Below are 19,169 nucleotides of genomic sequence, written 5' to 3'. Positions count from 1 at the left end.
ACGGGTGTAAATCCCTGAGAGGCGCATCAATGTCCGCCCTCGAACATGTCCTCCGCATCGCCCCCGCCGGCCCGCCGCGCGCGACCGTCCTGATCGTTCCGCCGCTGTTCGAGGAAGCGAACCGCACCCGGCGCACGCTGGTGCTGGCGATGCGGGCGCTCGCGGCCGAGGGCCTGTCGGCGCTGCTGCCCGACCTGCCGGGACAGAATGAAAGCCCGATCCCGCTGGTCGAAGCCGACCTGACCCGCTGGCGCGTCGCGCTCGCTCGGGTCGTGGACGGTATCGGCGGCCCGGTCGTCGTCGCCTCGCTGCGCGGCGGGGCACTGATCGACCATGCAGCCAGGGCCGCGGCGTGGTGGCGGCTCGCGCCGGCGGGCGGGGCGTCGCTGCTGCGCACGCTGCTGCGCGCCCGGGTGTCCGCCGACCGCGAGGCGGGGACCGTCTCGACGCTCGGCGGATTGCAGGCCGAGGCGGCGACCGCGCCGCTGCTGCTCGCGGGCAACCTGCTGTCGCCGGCGATGATCGCCGAACTGGGCGCCGCCGAAGTGCAGCCGGTCGAGCCGCTGCGCAGCGTCGCATTGGGCGCCGACGGCCTTGCCGGCACCCCGCTGTGGCTGCGCGCCGAGCCCGGCGAGGACGCCGGCATGGCAGAGGCGATCGCCGCCGATATCGCCGCATGGAGCCGGTCGTGCGGCATCATCTGACCTTCGCCTGCGAGGGCGCGGCACTCGCCGCGACGCTCGACGAGGCGCCGGGGACGACCGGGCTGCTGATCGTGTCGGGCGGAAACGAGATCCGCAGCGGCGCGCACCGCGGCATGGCGATGCTGGCGCAGCGGATCGCCGCGGCGGGCCATCCGGTCTTCCGCTTCGACCGCCGCGGCATCGGCGACAGCGAAGGCGAAAACGGCGGCTTCGAGGCGAGCGGCCCCGACATCGCCGCCGCGATTCCCGCCTTCCGCGCCGCCGCGCCGCAGCTCACCCGCATCGTCGCCTTCGGCAATTGTGACGCGGCGAGCGCGCTGCTGCTCCACCGGCCGTTACCGCTCGACGCGCTGATCCTCGCGAACCCCTGGACCTATGAAGGGGGCGAGGACGACGAGAGCGACGCACCCGCCCTGCCCCCCGCCGCCGCGATCCGCGCCCGCTATCTCGCGCGGCTTCGCGACCCGAAAAGCCTGCTGCGGTTGCTCAAGGGCGAGGTCGACCTGAAGAAATTGCTGCGCGGCGTCGCGGCGCTGGGCCGGAAGAAGCCGCAGGCCGCACCCGACAGCCTCGCCGCGCGCCTCGACGCAGCGCTGGCATCGCTCCCCTGCCCCGCCACGATCCTGCTCGCCGCCGGCGACCGCACGGCGCAGGCGTTCATCGAGAACTGCCGTCCCGGCACGGTTCCCGTCGAGCGGCTCGACAGCCCGTCGCACAGCTTCGCCGGCGCCGATGCCGACTGGCTGGCGGGCTGGATATTACAAATCCTCCACCCTACCCTTTAAAGCGGCGTGCGTTAAATCTGGATCACCCTTTTTTCCGTTCGTGCTGAGCTTGTCGAAGCACCGTCCTTTTTCTTGCTACGCTTGAAAGAAAGAACAGCCCTTCGACAAGCTCAGGGCGAACGGGGATGAGTGATGCAGATTCTACGGCACGCCGCTCTAGTCGCAGCGGGTGGGGGCCTGCGGCCTTGCGCAACCTCGACAGCCCCACCCCAACCCCTCCCCTGAAGGGGAGGGGCTAAAGCCTACGCATCCACCGTCGCGCGATACTCGGCCTCGGCCAGGAATCGCTCGGCGTCGAGCGCCGCCATGCAGCCCATGCCCGCCGCGGTCACCGCCTGGCGATAGACTTTATCCGTCACGTCGCCCGCCGCGAACACGCCGGGGATGGCGGTCAGCGAGGTGCCCGGCGTGACCTCCAGATAGCCGTCCGCGTCGAGCGGCAACTTGCCCTGGAACAATTCGGTCGACGGACTGTGGCCGATCGCGACGAAGCCGCCGTCGGTCGGCTCGTGGCTCGTCTCGCCCGTCACCGTGTCGATCAGGTCGACCCCGACCAGCCCCGCCGTGCCGTCGCCCGCGACGAAGCGGTCGACCGTCTTGTTCCACAGCAGCTTGATCTTCGGATTGGCGAACAGGCGGTCCTGCAAAATCTTTTCGGCGCGCAGCGAATCGCGGCGGTGGATCAGCGTCACGTCGTCGCTGTGGTTGGTCAGGTAGAGCGCTTCCTCGACCGCGGTGTTGCCGCCGCCGATCACCACCACCTTCTTGCCGCGATAGAAGAAGCCGTCGCAGGTCGCGCAGGCCGACACGCCCTTGCCGCCCAGCTCCTGCTCGCCCGGAACGCCCAGCCATTTCGCCTGCGCGCCGGTCGCGATCACCAGCGTCTCGGCGACATAGACGTCGCCGCCGTCGCCGGTCAGCCGGAACGGCCGCTCGCTCAGGTCGACATCGACGATCGTGTCCCAGATCATGCTGGTCCCGACATGCACCGCCTGCGCGGTCATCTGTTCCATCAGCCACGGACCCTGGATGACCTCGGCAAAGCCGGGATAATTTTCGACATCGGTGGTGATGGTGAGCTGCCCGCCCGGCTGCAATCCCTGCACGACGATCGGCTGCATCCCCGCCCGCGCGGCATAGATGGCCGCCGACAGGCCGGCGGGGCCGGAACCGAGAATGAGCATTTTCGTGTGGTGGGTGCTGGCCATGATCGTCCTGTTGCTGATTGATTGTGGGCGTTCCGACCGTTTTCTTATCCGTTCGCATCGAGCGAAGTCGAGATGCCCTTCGGCCTTGCGCGGCGACGATGGGTGTCTCGACTTCGCTCGACACGAACGGGACAATCGAACCGTCCGGTCGAGATGGGTGTTGCCAAGCGCGCTAGCAAGGGACAGGCTGCGCGCCAAGGGGAGAGCGCGATATGGCAAGTTGGTGGGACCGTCATGGCGTGCCGCGGCTGATCCGCTGCGCCTGTTCGCAGGGACAGATCATGAAGGCGCGCAGCAAGCTCGTCCCGCTCGCGACGGGCGACGTGCTCGAACTCGGCTGCGGCGGCGGCATCAACATGGAATTTTACGCGCCGGACCGCGTGACCGGCCTGTCGGGCCTCGATCCCTCGCCCGAACTGCTCGCGATGAGCCGCGCGGCGGCGCAGGCGCGCGACATCGACGCCGACATCCGCGGCGGCGTCGGCGAGGCGATGCCCTTCGACAGCGGGCGTTTCGACACCGTCGTCACCACCTTCACCCTCTGCTCGGTCGCCGACCAGGCGGCGGTGCTTGCCGAAATCCGCCGGGTGCTGAAACCCGGCGGCACCGCGCTGTTCCTCGAACATGGCGGCGCCCCCGACGCCGGCGTCGCCCGATGGCAGCGGCGGATCGAGCCGCTGTGGAAGCGCATCGGCGGCAATTGCCACCTGACGCGCCCGATCGCCGACGCCTATGCGGCGGCCGGCTTCGCGGTCGACCGGCACGGCGCCCACTATATGCCCAAAACCCCGCGCCCGTTCGGCTGGATCGAATATGGCACGGCGCGGTTGGCGGGTTAGGACGGGTCGCGGGCGTCCCCCACCTCGACCAGACCGTGCCCGACGCTGACGCGCTCGTCGAAGACAAAGCAGCTTCCGTGCCAGCGGCTCTCCGCCTCGGGGACCTGTTCCAGATAGGCGAGGATGCCGCCTTTCAGGTGAACGACGTCGGCGACGCCCTCGCCTTTCAGGAAGGCGGTCGATTTTTCGCAGCGGATGCCGCCGGTGCAGAACATCGCGACGCGCTTGCCGGCGAATTCGGCGGCATGGTCGCGCCACCAGGCGGGGAAGTCGCCGAAGCTTTTCGTGCGCGGGTTCACCGCGCCGGCGAAGCTGCCGTAGCCGATCTCGAAATCGTTGCGGGTGTCGATGACGACGGTGCCGGGGTCGTCGACCAGCGCGTTCCAGTCGGCGGGCGCGACAGTGGCCCCCGCCTCGCGCGCCGGGTCGAGGCCCGGCACCTTCATCGTCACGATCTCCGTCTTCAGCCGCACCTTCAGCCGGCCGAAGGGCATCGCGGCGGCGGCCGAATATTTGACGTCGAGATCGGCGCAGCCGGGGAGCGCGCGGATATGGGCGATCACCGCGGCGACGGCGGCGGCGCTGCCCGCGATGGTGCCGTTGATCCCCTCGCGCGCGAGGAGCAGCGTGCCCCTGATCCCCCGCGCCGCGCACAGGTCGAGCAGCGGCGCGCGCAGCGCGGCGGGATCGTCGAAGGGTGCGAAACGATAGAGGGCGGCGACGGTGACGGTCATGGCGCGCCTTTAGGGCCTGCCGTGCGGCTTGTCGAACCGATCGCTTTGCGTGGCAGCGCCGTTCGGAAAGCAGCGCGCGACTCCCCCAGCTTCGTCACCCCGGACTTGATCCGGGGTGATGAGGCGGATGAATGCCCCTCTTGACCCCGCAGTGACGACCGGGTCCATATAGGGCACCGCATCGCGGGAATCGAAGGTGACTTTATGGCAGGTGGATGTTGCTGCGGTCCAGAAACGCCGCCCCCGGACGACCGGGCGTGGCGGCGCGTACTGTGGATCGCGCTGGCGATCAACGCGGCCATGTTCGCGGTCGAGATCGCCGCGGGGGTCGCGGCGCAGTCGGCGGCGCTGAAGGCGGACGCGCTCGATTTCCTGGGCGACAGCGCCAATTATGCGATCAGCCTGGGGGTCGCGGGGCTGGCGCTTCAGTGGCGGGCGCGGGCGGCGCTGGTCAAGGGCGCGTCGCTGCTGCTGCTCGGCGGCTGGGTGTTCGCCAGCACCGTCTGGATGGCGGCGAACGGCACGCTGCCGCACGCCGAGACGATGGGGGCGATCGGCATCCTCGCGCTTGTCGCCAACCTGCTCTGCGCGCTGATGCTGTGGCGCCACCGCGACGGCGACGCCAACCGCCGCTCGGTCTGGATCTGCTCGCGCAACGACGCGATCGGCAATATCGCCGTCGTCGCCGCGGCGCTCGGCGTGTTCGGCACCGGCACCGGCTGGCCCGACATCGTCGTGGCGGCGATCCTCGCGATGCTGGGACTCAGCGGCGGCTGGCAGATCGTGCGGCAGGCGCTGGGCGAGTTGCGCGGCGATGCGGCGGCGGAAACCGCCGCGATCCGCGCCGAGAGCACCCTGCGTTAGAGCGCGGCCGCCTGCACCGCATGGGCCTCGGGCCCTGTCGCGGGTCCGGCGGTCAGGAACGGCCGCACCGCGTCCATCGCCCGCTCGACATAGAGGGCCTTCTCGCCGACCGGCGCGACATAGTGGAGCGCCTCTTCCGCCGTGCGCGGTCCCGCGCGGCGCGCGATGATCCAGGCGGCCAGATATTGCGAGGCGAGGCAGCCGCCCGCGGTCGCGACATTGCCGTGCGCGACGAAGGGCGCGTCGAGCACCTCGACCCCCGCCTCGATCACCCAGGGTCTGGTCGTCAGGTCGGTGCAGGCGGGAAGGTCGCCGATCAGGCCCAGCCTCGCGAGCAGCAGCGTTCCCGAACATTGCGCGCCGACGAGCTGGCGCGCCGGATCGAGCCGGATGCGCCCCAGCATCGCCGCGTCGGCGGCGATCTCGCGCGTCCGGATGCCGCTGCCGATGATGACGGCATCGGCGTCGGCCGCGAATTCGAGCGGCTGCTGCCGGTCGATCGTCACGCCGTTCATCGAGGTGACCTGCGGCGTCGGCGCCGCGATCTGCGCCGACCACCCCTGCCCGCGCAGCCGGTTCAGGATGGCGGCGGCGACGAAGCTGTCGAGCTCGTTGAAGCCGTCGAAGGTCAGAACCGCGATCTGCATGGGGAGGACTCCGCCGAAGGAAAGGGACGGAGCCTTACGACGGTCGGGAGCGATTGGAAACCGCGGCCGGAACCTATCCCGCCTTCTTCGCCTGCCGGAACTGGTGCAGCAGCGGCTCGGTGTAGCCCGACGGCTGCGTCGCGCCTTCGAAGATCAGCGCCCGCGCCGCGCGCCACGCGATGCCGTCCGGCGTCAGCGTCTCGTACAGCGGATCGCCGGCGTTCTGCGCGTCGACCTTGGCCGCCATGCGCGCGAGGGCGGCGTCGACCTGTTCGGCGGTGCAGACGCCGTGGAGCAGCCAGTTGGCAAGCGCCTGCGAACTGATGCGCAGCGTCGCGCGATCTTCCATCAGGCCGACGTCGTCGATGTCGGGGACCTTCGAACAGCCGACGCCCTGGTCGATCCAGCGCACGACATAGCCCAATATGCCCTGGCAATTATTGTCGAGCTCGCGCGCGACCTCCGCCTCGGTCCAGTTGCTGCCCGGCGCGACGGGAATGGTCAGCAGGCGCGACAGCGCCGGCACCGGCTCGCCCGCGATCTCCCGCTGCCGCGCGAAGACGTCAACGGCGTGATAGTGAAGCGCGTGGAGGGTCGCGGCGGTCGGCGAGGGCACCCACGCGGTGTTGGCGCCCGACCCTGGGTGGCCGATCTTCGCCTCGAGCATCGCCTTCATCATGTCGGGCATCGCCCACATGCCCTTGCCGATCTGCGCCTTGCCGCTGAGACCGCAGGCCAGGCCGATGCGGACATTGCGATCCTCATAGGCGGCGATCCAGTCCGACGCCTTCATCTCGCCCTTGGGGATCATCGGGCCGGCGCGCATCGAGGTGTGGATCTCGTCGCCCGTGCGGTCGAGGAAGCCGGTGTTGATGAAGACGATGCGGTCCTTCACCGCTTCGATGCACGCGCCGAGGTTGGCGCTGGTGCGGCGTTCCTCGTCCATCACCCCGACCTTGATCGTGTGGCGCGCGAGGCCCAGCATGTCCTCGGCCGCGTCCATGACCCGGTCGGTGAAGGCGCATTCCTCGGGCCCGTGCTGCTTGGGCTTGACGATATAGATGCTGCCGGCGCGGCTGTTGCGAAGGCTGCCCAGCTCTTTCAGGTCGTGGAGCGCGCAGAGGCTGGTCAGCACCGTGTCGCACAACCCCTCGGGCGCCTCGCCGCCATCGGGCAGGCGGATCATCGGCGTCGTCATCAGATGGCCGACGTTGCGGACGAACATCACGCTGCGGCCATGCAGCGTGAAGGGCGCGCCGTCGGGCGCGGTCCAGTCGCGGTCGGCCTCCATCGTGCGGGTCACCGTCCGGCCGCCCTTGGCAAAGCTTTCGACCAGATCGCCGCGCATCAGGCCGAGCCAGTTGGCATAGCCGAGCGCCTTGTCCTCGCCGTCGACCGCGGCGACGCTGTCCTCGAGGTCGATGATCGTGGTCAGCGCCGCTTCGAGCACGACATCGGCGATGCCCGCGGGGTCGGTCCGGCCGATCGCGCTGGCGGGGTCGATGACGAGTTCGATATGCAGGCCGTTGTTGCGCAGCAGCAGCCCGCCGGGCTTGCGACCGACGAGCTGCGCCGGGTCGGCGAGCGCCGGGTCGCCGCCCTGCCAGTCGGCCCATTGGCCCGATGCCAGCGGCACCGCCTCGTCGAGGAAGGCCTTGGCGCGCGCGATCACCGCCGCGCCGCGTTCGGGGTCATAGCCGCCGGGCTTCGCCGCCGGCGCATCGAGCGCGTCGGTGCCATAGAGCGCATCATAGAGGCTGCCCCAGCGCGCATTGGCGGCGTTGAGCGCGAAGCGCGCGTTGAGCGCGGGAACGACAAGCTGCGGCCCCGCCATCGTCGCGATCTCCGCGTCGACGTTCGCGGTGCCGACCGCGAAAGGCGCGGGCTCGGGCACCAGATAACCGATCTCGCGCAGATAGGCTTCATAGGCCGCGACGTCGTGCGGCTGGCCGGCGCGCGCCTCGTGCCAGGCGTCGATCTTTGCCTGCAACGCCTCGCGCCTGGCGAGCAGCGCCGCATTCTCGGGCGTGAAGCGCGCGAGCAGCGCGGCGAAATCGGCCCAGAAGCGATCGGCGTCGAGCCCGGTGCCGGGAAGCGCCCGATCCTCGACGAAGCGCGCGAGACGCGAATCGACGGAAAGGCCATGGCGGTCGAGGAAATCGGTCATGCGAAACACCCTTTGGTCTGCGCGGCTGCGCCTGTGGGACCCGGGGAGGAAAGGGCTCGGCGCCCTATGGCGCGAATGATGCGCGAAGGCAATGGGCGACTGGTCCGCTCCGCATCCCACCAGCCCTTCCCCCTTGATGAGGGAGGGATACGGAGCCTTATCGCGTAGCGATTAGGCGCAGTCGGATGGGGGTGAGGGTGCGTCATCGCACCGTCGCCAAAGGCCGCCACCGCACCCCCTCCGCTGCGACGAGTCCCCTGGAACAGACGTTCATCCCATAAAGATCGTCATGCTGAACTTGTTTCAGCATCCATGGCCAAGCCTCTTCTTCTACGCTGCCCTTCTTTCAAGGGCAGGCCATGGACCCTGAAACAAGTTGGCGCTTATCGCTTTCGCATCCGTCATCCCGTCATTGCGAGCGGAGCGAAGCAATCCAGAGTGCGCGCAAACCGCTCTGGATTGCTTCGCTCCGCTCGCAATGACGAAGTAAGGAGGCTTACGGATGCCAAGGGTATAATTGCCAAACAAGTTCAGGGTGACGATTGCTAATGTCGCGAACTTCATTTCCACAATCCCTGGGCGGCAAGCCGCCAAGTCTCGCTGCCTCCCCCCGTCAAGGGGGAGGGCTGGCGTCATCCCTCCCCGGCCGGCCCCGCCGTTCGCGTGCGTTCGGTTTCGGCGCGGCGGTGGGCGCGGCGGGCCTTGAGCAGGTCGTGGCGCGACAGGATGCCGATCACGCGTCGGGTCGCGGGGTCGACGACCGGGATGCGCCCGATGCCCGATTCGACGATCATGTCGGCGACCTGCCCGACCGGGGTTTCGGCCTGCGCGACCGGCTGCGCCGCGTCCGACACCAGATCGGCGAGACTGCTGTCGGTCGGCATGTCCGACACCCGCCAGTCGAGCGCATCGCTGCGCGAGACGAGGCCGAGCAACCGCCCTTCGCCGTCGACGACCGGATAGCTGCGGTGCCGCGCCTCGTCGGCGAAATAGCGCAGCGCGTCGCCCGCCGTCATCGTCCCCGGCAGCGTCGCGGGGTCGGCGGTCATCAGGTCGCGCGCCTGCATCAAATCCATCGGATCGACGACATATTCCTGGCGGATGTGCCGCCCGCGCCGCGCGATTTTCTCGGTCAGGATCGAGCGGCGCATGAGGAGGACGCTGACCGCATAGGCCGCGCCCGCGCTGGCGACGGTCAGCGGCAGCGCCTCGAACAGACCCGTCACCTCGACCGCGAACAGCGCCCCGGTCAACGGCGCGCGCATCGCCCCGCTGAGGATGCCCGCCATGCCGACGAGTGCCCAGACGCCGGGATGGCCGAGCCAGAGCTGCCCCGCGAGCGCCCCCGCGGCGCCGCCGAGGATCAAGAGCGGCGCGAGAATGCCGCCCGACGTCCCCGACCCCAGCGCGACGAGCCACACCACGCCCTTGACCAGCAGCAGCGCAACGACGACGCGCGTCGCAAGGCCGTTGTCGAGCAGCGCCTGAATAGTGCCGTAACCGGCGCCGAGCACATGCGCGTCGATCAGCCCGCCGAGCCCGACGACGATCGCGCCGAGCGCCGGCCACCACATCCAGTGGACCGGCAGGCGGTGGAACAGGTCCTCGATCCGGTAGAGGAGGTTCGACAGTAATGTCGCCTCCAGCCCCACCGCGACCCCGAGCACGGCGGCGATGCCGAGCGCGGATTCGAGGTCGGGCAGCGCGACCGCGAGCGGGAACATCGGCCCGGCGCCGATCAGGAGCGGGCGGCAGCCCATGGCGACGAGCACCGCGACGAGCACGGGGACAAAGCTGCGCGGCTTCCATTCGAACAGCAGCACTTCGAGCGCGAGCAGGATGGCGGCAAGCGGGGTGCCGAAGATCGCGGTCATCCCCGCCCCCGCGCCCGCGACGAGCAACGTCTTGCGCTCGGCGGCGCTCAGGCGGAAACGCTGCGCGAACAGCGACCCCAGCGCGCCGCCGGTCATGATGATCGGCCCCTCGGCCCCGAACGGCCCGCCGCTGCCGATCGAGATCGCCGAAGAGATCGGCTTGAGGATCGCGACCTTCGGCGACAGGCGGCTCTGGCCATAGAGGATCGCCTCGATCGCCTCGGGGATGCCGTGGCCGCGGATCTTGTCCGACCCGAAGCGCGCCATCAGCCCGATCAGCAGCCCGCCGACCACCGGGATCGCGACGACCGCGAGCCCGACCGAGGCATCGGTGATCGCGGCATGCGCGGTCGAGAAGCGCCCGAACCAGAAGAGGTTCGTCGCCAGCGCGATCAGCTTCAGCAACGCCCACGCCCCGACCGCGCCCCCCGCGCCGACCACCAGCGCCATGGCGGCGAGCAACAGCATGCGCCGGTCGGCGCTGTGGTCGGCGAGTTTCGGGGCGGCGGCCGGGGTCGCGGGCATGTTCGGTTCCAACGCTGGTTGTCGGGGCATGATGGCTTCGGTTCGGCCCGTTCGTGTCGAGCGAAGTCGGGACACCCATCGCAGTGGCGCGAGCCCGATGGGTGTCCCGACTTCGCTCGACACGAACGGAAAGAGGTGTCAGTCCGAAATCACCATGCCCTATGGATGCGGGCGCCATTATATCGCAATGCGATATAATTCAACGGAGCTTTGCCCATGCCTCCCCCGAAAGCCGCGCCCGCCGCTGCGCCGACCCTTGCCCGGTTCCATCCGCATCATAGCCCTGAGCCCGTCGAAGGGCGCCTATCCGGGAAGCGCGCTTCGACAGGCGCAGGGCTACGGTGATGGCCGATCCCAAAACCCCGGCCGAGCTGGCCGACGCCGATTATGCCGCGCTGGCCGATTTCCGCCACGCGCTGCGCCGCTTCCAGGCGTTCAGCGAAGCGCAAGCCGCCGAGCAGGGCCTGACCCCGCAGCAGCATCAGGCGCTGCTGGCGATCCGCGGCGCGGCGCCCGGTACGCCGAGCGTCGGCGATATCGCCGAGCGTCTGATGCTGAAACCGCACAGCGCGACGGGGCTGGTCAACCGGCTCGCCGATCATGGATGGATCGAGCGGATCGCCGCCACGGAAGACCGCCGCCGCGCGCGGTTGCGGCTGACCCGCAAGGCGCATGATGCCCTGGCGGCGCTGTCGGCGACGCATCGCGACGAGATTCGGCGCGTGCGTCCGATACTGGAGGATTTGCTCGCGGCGATCGGATGAAAATGGTCAGGCGACGCCGAACGTCGTCGTCGAGGACAGATCGCCCAGCGCGACGCGAACCCGGTTCCGCCCGCCCGCCTTCGCGCGATAGAGCGCGGTGTCGGCGCGATGGAGCAGGTCGGACAGACTTTCCGGCGGCATCCACTGGGCAACGCCGAAAGACGCGCTGACGCGATAGTCGATGCCCAGGTTCGGCAGTTCGATCGCCGCAAAGGCGTTGCGGACCGCTTCCGCATAGAGCCGCCCGTCGGACAGGTGCGCCGCGGGCAGCAGCACCGCGAACTCCTCTCCGCCAACACGGCCGACGATCGCCTCGGCCGGAGCGGTGTCGGCCAGCACCGCGGCGAAACGCGCAATAACGCCATCGCCGGCGGCGTGGCCGAAATTGTCGTTGATCTGCTTGAAATGATCGAGGTCGGCGGCGATCAGCACCATATCGCCTTCCCGCGCCAGCGCGGTTTCGGCATGATGCTCGAACCCGCGCCGGTTAAAGACGCTCGACAGCGGGTCGGTTTCGGACCGGGCGACCATTTCGGCGGTCGTATCGCGCATCGTCACGAGCAACAGGACGAGCCCGGTCGCGACCAGCACCACCACGGTGCCGCTTTGCGAGATCGCGGCATAGGTCGACATGATATAGTCCTGCGGCGAGGCGGCGGGTCCCACGATCATGGCGAACAGGGGTTTCAGCAGATAGAAAATCGCCGCGGCCGCCTGCAGCACGATCAACAGCAGGTCGAGCGCCTGCCGGCGCCCCGACCGCCAGATCGCCACGCCGAACAGCCCCTGCATGGCGAAATAGGGAAGCTGATAGAGGATGGACCGCGCCGGCGAACCATAGGTCATGCTGAAGACGACCGGCACCAGCAGGATCGCGACCAGCCAGACGGCCGTCATCGCGATCCAGGGCGGTTCTGCGCGATAATGACGCGCGATCCCGATCAGGACGAAACTGAGCGCGGACAGATAGACAAGAAATATCCCGATGCTGACCGGCACCGGATCGGTCTGCTGGCGAAGCAGAAACTCCAGGCCGATGTTGACGAGGCCCATGCCGCAGCCGAGCGCCAGCCACCATGCGCCGCGCGCGCTGCGGTTCATTACCGCGAGCACGGCGAAGGCCACGGCAAAAATGCCCGCAACGGCCATATTAATGCCCAGCACGAAGGCAGCAGTCATCGGTCCACTCATCATTGCCCCGGCCGGTGGTGGCTCAGTTTGGATTTGGAAGGTATAATTCCCTGTCTCGTCACCCCGGACTTGATCCGGGGTCCCGCTTTCTCCGTCGTTTAGCGGGACCCCGGATCAAGTCCGGGGTGACGAGGAAAGAGAATCACGCTCCTGCTTTCAAACTGCGTCGCCACCCCCCGGCCGGGGTAGGAGCATGGCCGCAAACTTTCGGTTAACGCTGAAGGATTCGCGCACCGACTTGCGCGCGTGGACCGCCGGCATCGGCGACTTGCGGCGTCGCGCAGAAAATGCCGGGCGGGGGTGCAAAAGCCGCTCGCCGCCCGCTATAGCCGTGCGATGACCAGCCTTTCGACAATCGAGGCCGCGACGCTCGAACGGGCCGCCGAGGCGCCGATGCTGGCGCAGGTCGAGCGCTGGGCGGCGGTGAACAGCGGCACGGGCAATCTGGCCGGGCTCCAGACGGTCGCGGTGCTGCTCGCCGATGCCTTCGCGGTGCTGCCGGGCGACATCCGCCTCGTCGCGCCCGATCCGGTCGAGAGCGTCGATGCGGCGGGGCGCGTGCAGACCATCGAGCGCGGCGCGCATCTGCACCTGCGGGTGCGGCCCGCGGCGCCGGTGCAACTGCTGCTGACCGGCCATATGGACACGGTGTTCGCGGCCGATCACCCCTTCCAGTCGCTGCGCTGGATCGAGGACGGCGTGCTCAACGGCCCCGGCACCGCCGACATGAAGGGCGGCCTCGCGGTGATCCTCGCCGCGCTGACCGCGCTCGAAGCCTCGCCGCTCGCGCCGCGCGTCGGCTATGACGTGCTCATCAACAGCGACGAGGAGACGGGCAGCCACGCCTCGGCGGCGCTGATTGCCGAACTGGCACAGGGCAAGACGGCCGCCCTGACCTACGAACCCGCGCTGCCCGACGGGACGCTGGCGGGCGCGCGGCCGGGAAGCGGCAACTTCAGCATCACCATCCACGGCCGTTCGGCCCACGCCGGGCGCAACCCGGAGGAGGGGCGCAACGCCCTTGTCGCCGCCGCCGACCTCGCGCTGCGGCTGAATGCACTCAAGTCCTTGGAATTAAAGGTTAATCCTGCCAAAATCGACGGCGGTGGGCCGAACAATATAGTCCCCGATCAGGCGATATTGCGCGTCAATATGCGCCCCGCCACGCCCGCCGCCATGGTGGCGGCCGAAGCGACGTTGCGCGGCACTTTAGCCAACATCGAGCGCGATCACGACGTCCACTGCCATCTCCACGGCGGCTTCAACCGCCCGCCCAAGCCGATGGGTCCGGCCGCGGCGCGCCTGTTCGCGCTGGTCAGGGATTGCGGCAGCGCGCTCGGCCTCGATATCGCGTGGAAGGCGACCGGCGGCGTGTGCGACGGCAACAATATCGCGGCGTGCGGTGTGCCGGTGGTCGACACCATGGGGCCGCGCGGCGGCGCGATCCACTCGTCGGACGAATTTCTGATCGCCGACAGCCTGCCCGAACGCGCGCGGCTGTCGGCGCTGACCTTGTCGAGACTGGCAGAACGGGGGACTGTGTGAGCTATGTGATCCGGGCGGCAAAGCCGGGCGATCTCCAGAGCATCTATGAAATGGCGAAATTGACGGGCGGAGGCTTCACCAACCTGCCCCCCGACAAGAAGGCGCTGCGCGGCAAGCTGGAGCGCGCCGAGGCGAGCTTCGCGTCCACCAAGGACTATCCGGCGGACGAATTGTATCTGCTCGTCCTCGAGGACCGCGCGACCGGCGAGGTGCGCGGCACCTGCCAGATTTTCGGGCAGGTCGGGCAACGCTGGCCCTTCTATAGCTATCGCATCGGCACCGACAGCAAGCATAGCGAGCAACTGGAGCGCACCTTTCACGCGCAGATCCTGATGCTGAGCAACGACCTCAACGGCGCGAGCGAGGTCGGCGGGCTGTTCCTCCACCCTGCCGCGCGCGCCGGCGGGCTGGGGCTGCTGCTCGCGCGGTCGCGCTATTTGTTCATCGCGCGCCACCGCGCGCGCTTTGGCGACCGCATCCTCGCCGAGCTGCGCGGCGTGATCGACGAGGCGGGCGGGTCGCCCTTCTGGGACGGGGTCGCGGGCAAATTCTTCGGCATGAGCTTTCAGGAGGCCGACCAGTTCAACGCGGTCCACGGCAACCAGTTCATCGCCGACCTGATGCCCAAGCATCCGGTCTATGTCGCGATGCTGCCCGAAACCGCGCGCAGCGTCATCGGCGTCCCGCACCCGAGCGGACGCGCGGCGATGCGGATGCTGGAGAATGAAGGCTTCGCGTTCGAAAATTACATCGACATCTTCGACGGCGGCCCGACGATGACCGCGCGCACAGACCAGGTCGCGAGCATCGCGGGTGCGCAGCATATTGCGGTGGCGGGGATCGCCGACGAAGGCGAGGACGCGCTGATCGCGGCGGGGCGGCTCGCGGATTTCCGCTGCTGTTTCGGCAAGGTGGGAGCCGGCGGGACGATCGACGCCGCGAGCGCGGACCTGCTGGGAGTCGCGGATGGCGACGAGATAAGCTGGATCGGGCGGTAGAACGGGAAAAGTCCCTCCTCTTCAGAGGAGGGGTTGGGGTGGTGGCGCGCGAGAGCGCGCATGAAGCCATACACCACCCCGCTGCGACTAACGCGCAAAGCGCGTAAGTCTCGCTGCCCTCCTGTCGAAGAGGAGGGGAAGGATAGGACGGACATCATGCTCACCGAGATCAATTTCGACGGCATCATCGGCCCGACGCATAACTACGCCGGCCTCAGCCGCGGCAATATCGCGTCGGCATCGAACGCCGGCGGCGTGTCGCAGCCGCGCGCCGCGGCGCTGCAGGGCATAGAGAAGATGCGCCGCAATCTGGCGCTCGGCCTGCCGCAGGGTTTCTTCGTGCCGCTCGACCGGCCCGACGCGGCGTGGCTCGAAACGCTGGGGACGGCGCTCGACGCCGCCGAGCCGCATCTGCGCGCGCAGGCGTGGTCGGCCTCGTCGATGTGGGCGGCGAACGCCGCGACCGTCTCGCCCGCGCCTGACAGCGCCGATGGCCGCTGCCATCTGACCGTCGCCAATCTGATGACGATGCCGCATCGCAGCCACGAATGGCAGGGGACACTGGCGCAGCTTCGGCTCGCCTTCGCCGATTCCGCCTTTTCGGTGCACGGTCCCGTTCCCGCGCCCTTTGGCGACGAGGGGGCGGCGAACCATATGCGACTGTGCGACGGGCACGACGCGGCGGGGATCGAGATCTTCGTCTATGGTATCGGCGGCGGGCGCTTCCCCGCGCGCCAGCATCTCGACGCGTCGAAGGCGATCGCGCGGCGCCACCGGCTCGACCCCGCGCGCACCCTGTTCCTGCGCCAGTCGGACACGGCGATCCAGGGCGGCGCCTTTCACAACGACGTCGTCGCGGTCGCCAACGAGCGGGTGCTGTTCACCCACGAGACCGCCTTTCAAGACCGCGATGGGGCGCACGCCGAAATCCGCGCCGCCTTTCCGACGGTCGAGATCGTCGAGGTGCCGGCGAGCGCGGTAAGCCTGGCCGATGCGATCCAATCCTATCTGTTCAACGCCCAGCTCGTGACGCTACCGGGCGGCGACGGCATGGGGCTGGTGCTGCCGACCGAGGCGCGGGAAACCCCGGCGGTGTGGCGCTGGCTGGAGGGCATGATCGCCGGCAACGGGCCGATCCGCAGGCTGCTCCCCGTCGACGTGCGCCAGTCGATGGCAAACGGCGGCGGTCCGGCCTGCCTGCGGCTGCGCGTCGTCGCCGACCCGGCGCGCGTTGATCCGCGCTTCCTGGCCGACGCGGCAAGGCTCGACCGGATCGCGGCGGTGGTCGCGGCGCACTGGCCCGAAGCGATCGCGCCCGACGCGCTGGCATCGGCAGCGCTGGCGGTCGACGTGCGGCGGGCGCGCGCGGCGCTGCTGGAAGCCCTCGACCTGACCGAACTCGGCTGACGCTCAGGTCCGCGCGCGGGTGGTGCGGAACAGGACGAATTCGATGGCGACGAACAGGGCGATCGCCGCCGCCGCCGCGACCGGCCCGCCCAGATCGAAGGCGATGCGCGCGACCAGATAGATCAGGACGATCAGCACCAGCATCACCCCGGCAGCGCCCAGCCCACGCATCGCGGCGCTGCGATGATAGCCGATCCAGAAGGCGAAGCGGCAGAGGGTCCACACGATCGCGGTTGCCTGGACCGCGCGCATCGCGTCGCCGCCATCGCTGTAGAGCGCCAATCCGAACAGCGCCGCCGTGAACAGCAGAAATTGTTCGAGCGTATTCTGCAAATAGCGCAGATTGACGCGCAGGCGCCGGGTTTCATAGCCGGTGAGCGGGTCGAAGGCGGGCGACTGCAGGCGTTCGTGAGCGACCGCCTCTACCCCCATCGCGAAACAGAAGAACAGCGCGAGACACCACCATTTGAAGGCGTAGATCAGCCGGTCGGCAAGCGCTTCCATACCAGGGATGGTCGGGGCAATCCAGCGGAGCCCGAACCACAGCAGCGCGGCGATCAGGACCGATCCCGCGATCGAGATCATGCCCGCGCGGCGCCGCCGGCGCCAGTCGCCGTCGCCCGCAGGTTCGGGAAGATCGTCCATCTCCGCCATGACGCGCACTATAATCGAATCGTGCCGATTGGCCAACGACGGCAGGCCCGCCCGCGCACACGACGCCCCTTCCCTCGCCTGTCGGATTAACTTACAGTTCACCATATTGTCCGCGCGCCGGATCGCCGATTTGCGCCGCTGGCACGCCCCTTGCTTCGGATCATCGTGATGCTGAAAAAAATCGGACGGCTGTTCATCATCAAGACGCGCTTCGAGGCGTGCCTGATCATCTATGCGCTGGCGATGGGGGCGATGGCGCGGGGAACCGCCTATCTGCACGAATATCCGGGGTTGGGCGGCAAGCTGTTGATGGCCGCGTGCAGCGGGTCGGTGTTTCTGGCGGGGGCCAAGATCTTCGACTGCCTGCGCCACGAAACGGCGGCTCGCGAGGCGGAGGCGCTGTCCCGGCCCGCGACATAGCGCCCACGCGGGGTTTCGCATACCGCCGCGCTGTGGCAAGGCGTGCGCGATGAGCAGGATCGCCGGGCAGCCCCTTGTCACTACCGAGCATGTGTCGGGCCTCAGCCTGCGCGTCGCGCGCTGGCGGGCCGGGGCGCCGGGTGCGCCGCTCTTGTTCCTGAACGGCATCGGCGCTGATATCGCCGCCGCCGCGCCGCTGCTGGCGCAGGTGAGTGGGCGCGAGGTGTGGACGCTCGACATGCCGGGGGTCGGCGGCTCGCCCGACGCGCTGATGCCCTATGGCGCACCGACGATGGCGGCGAGCGTGATGGAGATCGCCGAACGGCTGGGGCACCAGCGGCTCGACCTTGCTGGTTTCAGTTGGGGCGGCGCGCTCGCGCAGCAGATCGCCGTACAGTTTCCGGGGCGCATCCGCCGCCTGATCCTGATGGCGACGACGCCGAGCGTCTCGGCACCGGGGATCGGCTGGGCGGCGCTGCTCGACGACGACATGCTGGCGAGCGGGCTCAAGCTGCCGACCGCGACCCCGCTCGGCCTCGCCTATCAGGCGGCGGCGATGGCGGGCTGGTCGAGCGCGGCGATGCTGCCGGCGCTGCGCAACGTGCCGACGCTGATCCTGATGGGCGAGCGCGACGGCGTGGTCCCGGCGTGCCACGGCCAGACGATCGCCGATCTGATCGACGGCGCCGAGTTGGAGGTCGTGCCGGGGTCGCACCTCTTCCCCTTCACCCACGCCGCGGCGGTCGCCGCGCGGATCACGGCGTTTCTGGACCGGCGGCCGGCGGCGAAGCGACAAGCCGCCGCTTGAGAAAGTCTGCGATCGCCGCGGCAGTCGCGTCGGGCGCCTCCTCCATCGGCAGATGGCCGATGCCATCGAGCAGCACGACCTCCGACCCCGCGATACGTTCGTGGAAGGTCTCTGCCGCGCTTGGGTTGATGAGGCGGTCCTGCCGGCCGAAAAGGATCAGGGTCGGCGCGGCGATGGCGCCGATGTGGTCCGCCATTTCGGGCTCGCGGTTCAGCGTCGCGCGCAGCGAGGTCGCCTCGCGGTTGCCGGGAAAGCGCAGCAACTCCCAATAGCGGTCGATCATCGCATCGTCGACGATGCCCTGCCGCGCGACCGAACCGCGAAGCGACTTCTCGACCAGCGAGCGCGGGGTAATCTGGCCCGCGAGCCAGCGACCGAACGGATATTTCAGCAGGCGGAAGCCGACGTTCGACGGCGCGGCCTTCTCGCCGGGGCGCAGCGGCATGCCCGCGGCGTCGAGCAGCAGCAACGCGTCGACCCGGTCGGGCTGGGCCAGCGCATATCGCCACGCGACCCAGCCGCCCATCGAATTGCCGCCGAGGATGAAATGATCGAGCCCCAGCTTCGCCGCGACGACGTCGACCGCTGCGATCATCCCGCTCGCGTCATAATCGCGGTCGGGCGTCGCACCGGTCAGGCCATGGCCGGGCAGGTCGAGGGTGACGATGCGGTACGCGCCGCCGAGCCGCTTCACCAGCGGCTCCCACGTCTGGAGGCTGGCATTCGAGCCGTGCAGCAGGATCATCGCCGGCCCGTCGCGGCGGCCCTGGTCGCGATAATGGATGCGCTGGCCGGCGGGACCGGCGGCGAAGGCCGCCTGCGCGCCGCCATATTTGGCGATCATCGCATCGCGGTCGGTATCGGGCGTGCGCAGCAACAGAAAGGCGACGAGGATCGCCAGCAAGACGCCGAGCGGAATCAGGACGCGCTTGCGCCGCAGCAGCGGACGCCGCGGCGGCGGCGCCTCATAATCGTCGTCGTCGATCATTCCATCCTCCCCGACCCGGCCTGCGACCCTAGCGGGCGGGGCGGCGC

At 69.1% G+C, this 19,169-nt stretch carries 18 protein-coding genes; 10 read left to right on the top strand and 8 right to left on the bottom strand.

What is annotated here, in order from left to right:
- The first annotated feature begins 29 nt into the window (after positions 1-29).
- Both FHR21_RS12540 and FHR21_RS12535 read left to right on the top strand, forming a co-directional pair.
- Entirely contained in the window at positions 30-704 is a 675-nt protein-coding gene (locus tag FHR21_RS12540) for an alpha/beta hydrolase family protein (RefSeq protein WP_246427202.1), read from the top strand.
- Positions 689-1,489 (top strand): hydrolase 1, exosortase A system-associated, encoded by an 801-nt coding sequence (locus tag FHR21_RS12535; RefSeq protein WP_338113146.1) that lies wholly within the window; start codon positions 689-691, stop codon positions 1,487-1,489. The genes FHR21_RS12540 and FHR21_RS12535 overlap by 16 nt, the downstream gene beginning before the upstream one ends.
- A 242-nt stretch (positions 1,490-1,731) precedes the next feature.
- Here the strand turns inward: FHR21_RS12535 and trxB are convergent, their stop codons facing one another.
- Positions 1,732-2,697: a thioredoxin-disulfide reductase gene (gene trxB / locus FHR21_RS12530; RefSeq protein WP_184098801.1), complete on the bottom strand. Its 966-nt coding sequence runs from the start codon at positions 2,695-2,697 to the stop codon at positions 1,732-1,734.
- 212 nt (positions 2,698-2,909) lie between these two features.
- Here trxB and FHR21_RS12525 point away from each other — a divergent pair, with 212 nt between their 5' ends.
- Positions 2,910-3,536, top strand: a complete 627-nt coding sequence (locus FHR21_RS12525) for a class I SAM-dependent methyltransferase (protein WP_184098799.1) — start codon at positions 2,910-2,912, stop codon at positions 3,534-3,536.
- Here the strand turns inward: FHR21_RS12525 and trhO are convergent.
- Positions 3,533-4,270, bottom strand: a complete 738-nt coding sequence (trhO, locus tag FHR21_RS12520; RefSeq protein ID WP_184098797.1) for an oxygen-dependent tRNA uridine(34) hydroxylase TrhO — start codon at positions 4,268-4,270, stop codon at positions 3,533-3,535. The two genes, FHR21_RS12525 and trhO, sit on opposite strands and share 4 nt — an antisense overlap.
- 204 nt (positions 4,271-4,474) lie before the next feature.
- Between trhO and FHR21_RS12515 the strand changes: the two genes are divergently transcribed.
- Positions 4,475-5,134 carry a cation efflux transmembrane domain-containing protein gene (locus FHR21_RS12515; protein WP_184098795.1) on the top strand — a complete coding sequence of 220 codons (660 nt, stop codon included), beginning with the start codon at positions 4,475-4,477 and terminating at the stop codon, positions 5,132-5,134.
- Here the strand turns inward: FHR21_RS12515 and FHR21_RS12510 are convergent.
- The 3 genes from FHR21_RS12510 to FHR21_RS12500 form a co-directional block, all read right to left on the bottom strand.
- Positions 5,131-5,781: a DJ-1/PfpI family protein gene (locus FHR21_RS12510; protein WP_184098793.1), complete on the bottom strand. Its 651-nt coding sequence runs from the start codon at positions 5,779-5,781 to the stop codon at positions 5,131-5,133. The two genes, FHR21_RS12515 and FHR21_RS12510, sit on opposite strands and share 4 nt — an antisense overlap.
- A 73-nt stretch (positions 5,782-5,854) precedes the next feature.
- Positions 5,855-7,948, bottom strand: coding sequence for a malate synthase G (locus FHR21_RS12505; RefSeq protein ID WP_184098791.1), 2,094 nt, complete (start codon positions 7,946-7,948; stop codon positions 5,855-5,857).
- 632 nt (positions 7,949-8,580) lie between these two features.
- The gene (locus FHR21_RS12500; RefSeq protein WP_246427201.1) at positions 8,581-10,347 is read right to left on the bottom strand and encodes a chloride channel protein; all 1,767 of its coding nucleotides are present in this window, start codon (positions 10,345-10,347) and stop codon (positions 8,581-8,583) included.
- 344 nt (positions 10,348-10,691) lie between these two features.
- Between FHR21_RS12500 and FHR21_RS12495 the strand changes: the two genes are divergently transcribed.
- Positions 10,692-11,111 (top strand): MarR family winged helix-turn-helix transcriptional regulator, encoded by a 420-nt coding sequence (locus tag FHR21_RS12495; protein ID WP_184098789.1) that lies wholly within the window; start codon positions 10,692-10,694, stop codon positions 11,109-11,111.
- 6 nt (positions 11,112-11,117) lie between these two features.
- Here FHR21_RS12495 and FHR21_RS12490 read toward each other — a convergent pair whose 3' ends face one another.
- A complete protein-coding gene (locus FHR21_RS12490) occupies positions 11,118-12,290 on the bottom strand; it encodes a GGDEF domain-containing protein (protein WP_184098787.1) in 1,173 nt (390 codons plus the stop codon).
- 348 nt (positions 12,291-12,638) lie between these two features.
- On the opposite strand from FHR21_RS12490, the gene FHR21_RS12485 reads away from it, so the two are divergent.
- The 3 genes from FHR21_RS12485 (at position 12,639) to FHR21_RS12475 (ending at position 16,252) form a co-directional block, all read left to right on the top strand.
- Positions 12,639-13,847: a hydrolase gene (locus FHR21_RS12485; protein WP_184098785.1), complete on the top strand. Its 1,209-nt coding sequence runs from the start codon at positions 12,639-12,641 to the stop codon at positions 13,845-13,847.
- Positions 13,844-14,845, top strand: coding sequence for an arginine N-succinyltransferase (locus FHR21_RS12480; protein WP_184098783.1), 1,002 nt, complete (start codon positions 13,844-13,846; stop codon positions 14,843-14,845). The genes FHR21_RS12485 and FHR21_RS12480 overlap by 4 nt, the downstream gene beginning before the upstream one ends.
- Positions 14,846-14,998: 153 nt before the next feature.
- The gene (locus tag FHR21_RS12475) at positions 14,999-16,252 is read left to right on the top strand and encodes an N-succinylarginine dihydrolase (protein ID WP_184099048.1); all 1,254 of its coding nucleotides are present in this window, start codon (positions 14,999-15,001) and stop codon (positions 16,250-16,252) included.
- A 3-nt stretch (positions 16,253-16,255) separates the two neighbouring features.
- Here FHR21_RS12475 and FHR21_RS12470 read toward each other — a convergent pair whose 3' ends face one another.
- Positions 16,256-16,906 (bottom strand): MAPEG family protein, encoded by a 651-nt coding sequence (locus tag FHR21_RS12470; protein ID WP_184098781.1) that lies wholly within the window; start codon positions 16,904-16,906, stop codon positions 16,256-16,258.
- A gap of 168 nt (positions 16,907-17,074) precedes the next feature.
- Here FHR21_RS12470 and FHR21_RS12465 point away from each other — a divergent pair, with 168 nt between their 5' ends.
- Together FHR21_RS12465 and FHR21_RS12460 are read left to right on the top strand one after the other, a co-directional pair.
- Positions 17,075-17,326 carry a hypothetical protein gene (locus FHR21_RS12465; RefSeq protein ID WP_184098779.1) on the top strand — a complete coding sequence of 84 codons (252 nt, stop codon included), beginning with the start codon at positions 17,075-17,077 and terminating at the stop codon, positions 17,324-17,326.
- Between the two features lie 49 nt (positions 17,327-17,375).
- The gene (locus tag FHR21_RS12460) at positions 17,376-18,134 is read left to right on the top strand and encodes an alpha/beta fold hydrolase (protein ID WP_184098777.1); all 759 of its coding nucleotides are present in this window, start codon (positions 17,376-17,378) and stop codon (positions 18,132-18,134) included.
- Here FHR21_RS12460 and FHR21_RS12455 read toward each other — a convergent pair.
- A complete protein-coding gene (locus FHR21_RS12455) occupies positions 18,082-19,122 on the bottom strand; it encodes an alpha/beta fold hydrolase (RefSeq protein ID WP_184098775.1) in 1,041 nt (346 codons plus the stop codon). The genes FHR21_RS12460 and FHR21_RS12455 overlap by 53 nt on opposite strands.
- Between the last annotated feature and the right edge of the window lie 47 nt (positions 19,123-19,169).

The organism is Sphingopyxis panaciterrulae, assembly GCF_014199295.1.
Lineage (GTDB): Bacteria > Pseudomonadota > Alphaproteobacteria > Sphingomonadales > Sphingomonadaceae > Sphingopyxis > Sphingopyxis panaciterrulae.
The sequence above is the reverse complement of the archived record's forward strand: the minus strand, read 5'-3'. Positions and strand labels throughout refer to the sequence as shown.

Excerpts from the sequence above, each read along its gene's own strand:
- FHR21_RS12540 (WP_246427202.1), top strand. The coding sequence starts at position 30 with ATGTCCGCCCTCGAACATGTCCTCCGCATCGCCCCCGCCGGCCCGCCG.
- trxB (WP_184098801.1), bottom strand. The coding sequence starts at position 2,697 with ATGGCCAGCACCCACCACACGAAAATGCTCATTCTCGGTTCCGGCCCC.
- FHR21_RS12525 (WP_184098799.1), top strand. The coding sequence starts at position 2,910 with ATGGCAAGTTGGTGGGACCGTCATGGCGTGCCGCGGCTGATCCGCTGC.
- trhO (WP_184098797.1), bottom strand. The coding sequence starts at position 4,270 with ATGACCGTCACCGTCGCCGCCCTCTATCGTTTCGCACCCTTCGACGAT.
- FHR21_RS12515 (WP_184098795.1), top strand. The coding sequence starts at position 4,475 with ATGGCAGGTGGATGTTGCTGCGGTCCAGAAACGCCGCCCCCGGACGAC.
- FHR21_RS12510 (WP_184098793.1), bottom strand. The coding sequence starts at position 5,781 with ATGCAGATCGCGGTTCTGACCTTCGACGGCTTCAACGAGCTCGACAGC.
- FHR21_RS12505 (WP_184098791.1), bottom strand. The coding sequence starts at position 7,948 with ATGACCGATTTCCTCGACCGCCATGGCCTTTCCGTCGATTCGCGTCTC.
- FHR21_RS12500 (WP_246427201.1), bottom strand. The coding sequence starts at position 10,347 with ATGCCCGCGACCCCGGCCGCCGCCCCGAAACTCGCCGACCACAGCGCC.
- FHR21_RS12495 (WP_184098789.1), top strand. The coding sequence starts at position 10,692 with ATGGCCGATCCCAAAACCCCGGCCGAGCTGGCCGACGCCGATTATGCC.
- FHR21_RS12490 (WP_184098787.1), bottom strand. The coding sequence starts at position 12,290 with ATGACTGCTGCCTTCGTGCTGGGCATTAATATGGCCGTTGCGGGCATT.
- FHR21_RS12485 (WP_184098785.1), top strand. The coding sequence starts at position 12,639 with ATGACCAGCCTTTCGACAATCGAGGCCGCGACGCTCGAACGGGCCGCC.
- FHR21_RS12470 (WP_184098781.1), bottom strand. The coding sequence starts at position 16,906 with ATGGCGGAGATGGACGATCTTCCCGAACCTGCGGGCGACGGCGACTGG.
- FHR21_RS12465 (WP_184098779.1), top strand. The coding sequence starts at position 17,075 with ATGCTGAAAAAAATCGGACGGCTGTTCATCATCAAGACGCGCTTCGAG.
- FHR21_RS12460 (WP_184098777.1), top strand. The coding sequence starts at position 17,376 with ATGAGCAGGATCGCCGGGCAGCCCCTTGTCACTACCGAGCATGTGTCG.
- FHR21_RS12455 (WP_184098775.1), bottom strand. The coding sequence starts at position 19,122 with ATGATCGACGACGACGATTATGAGGCGCCGCCGCCGCGGCGTCCGCTG.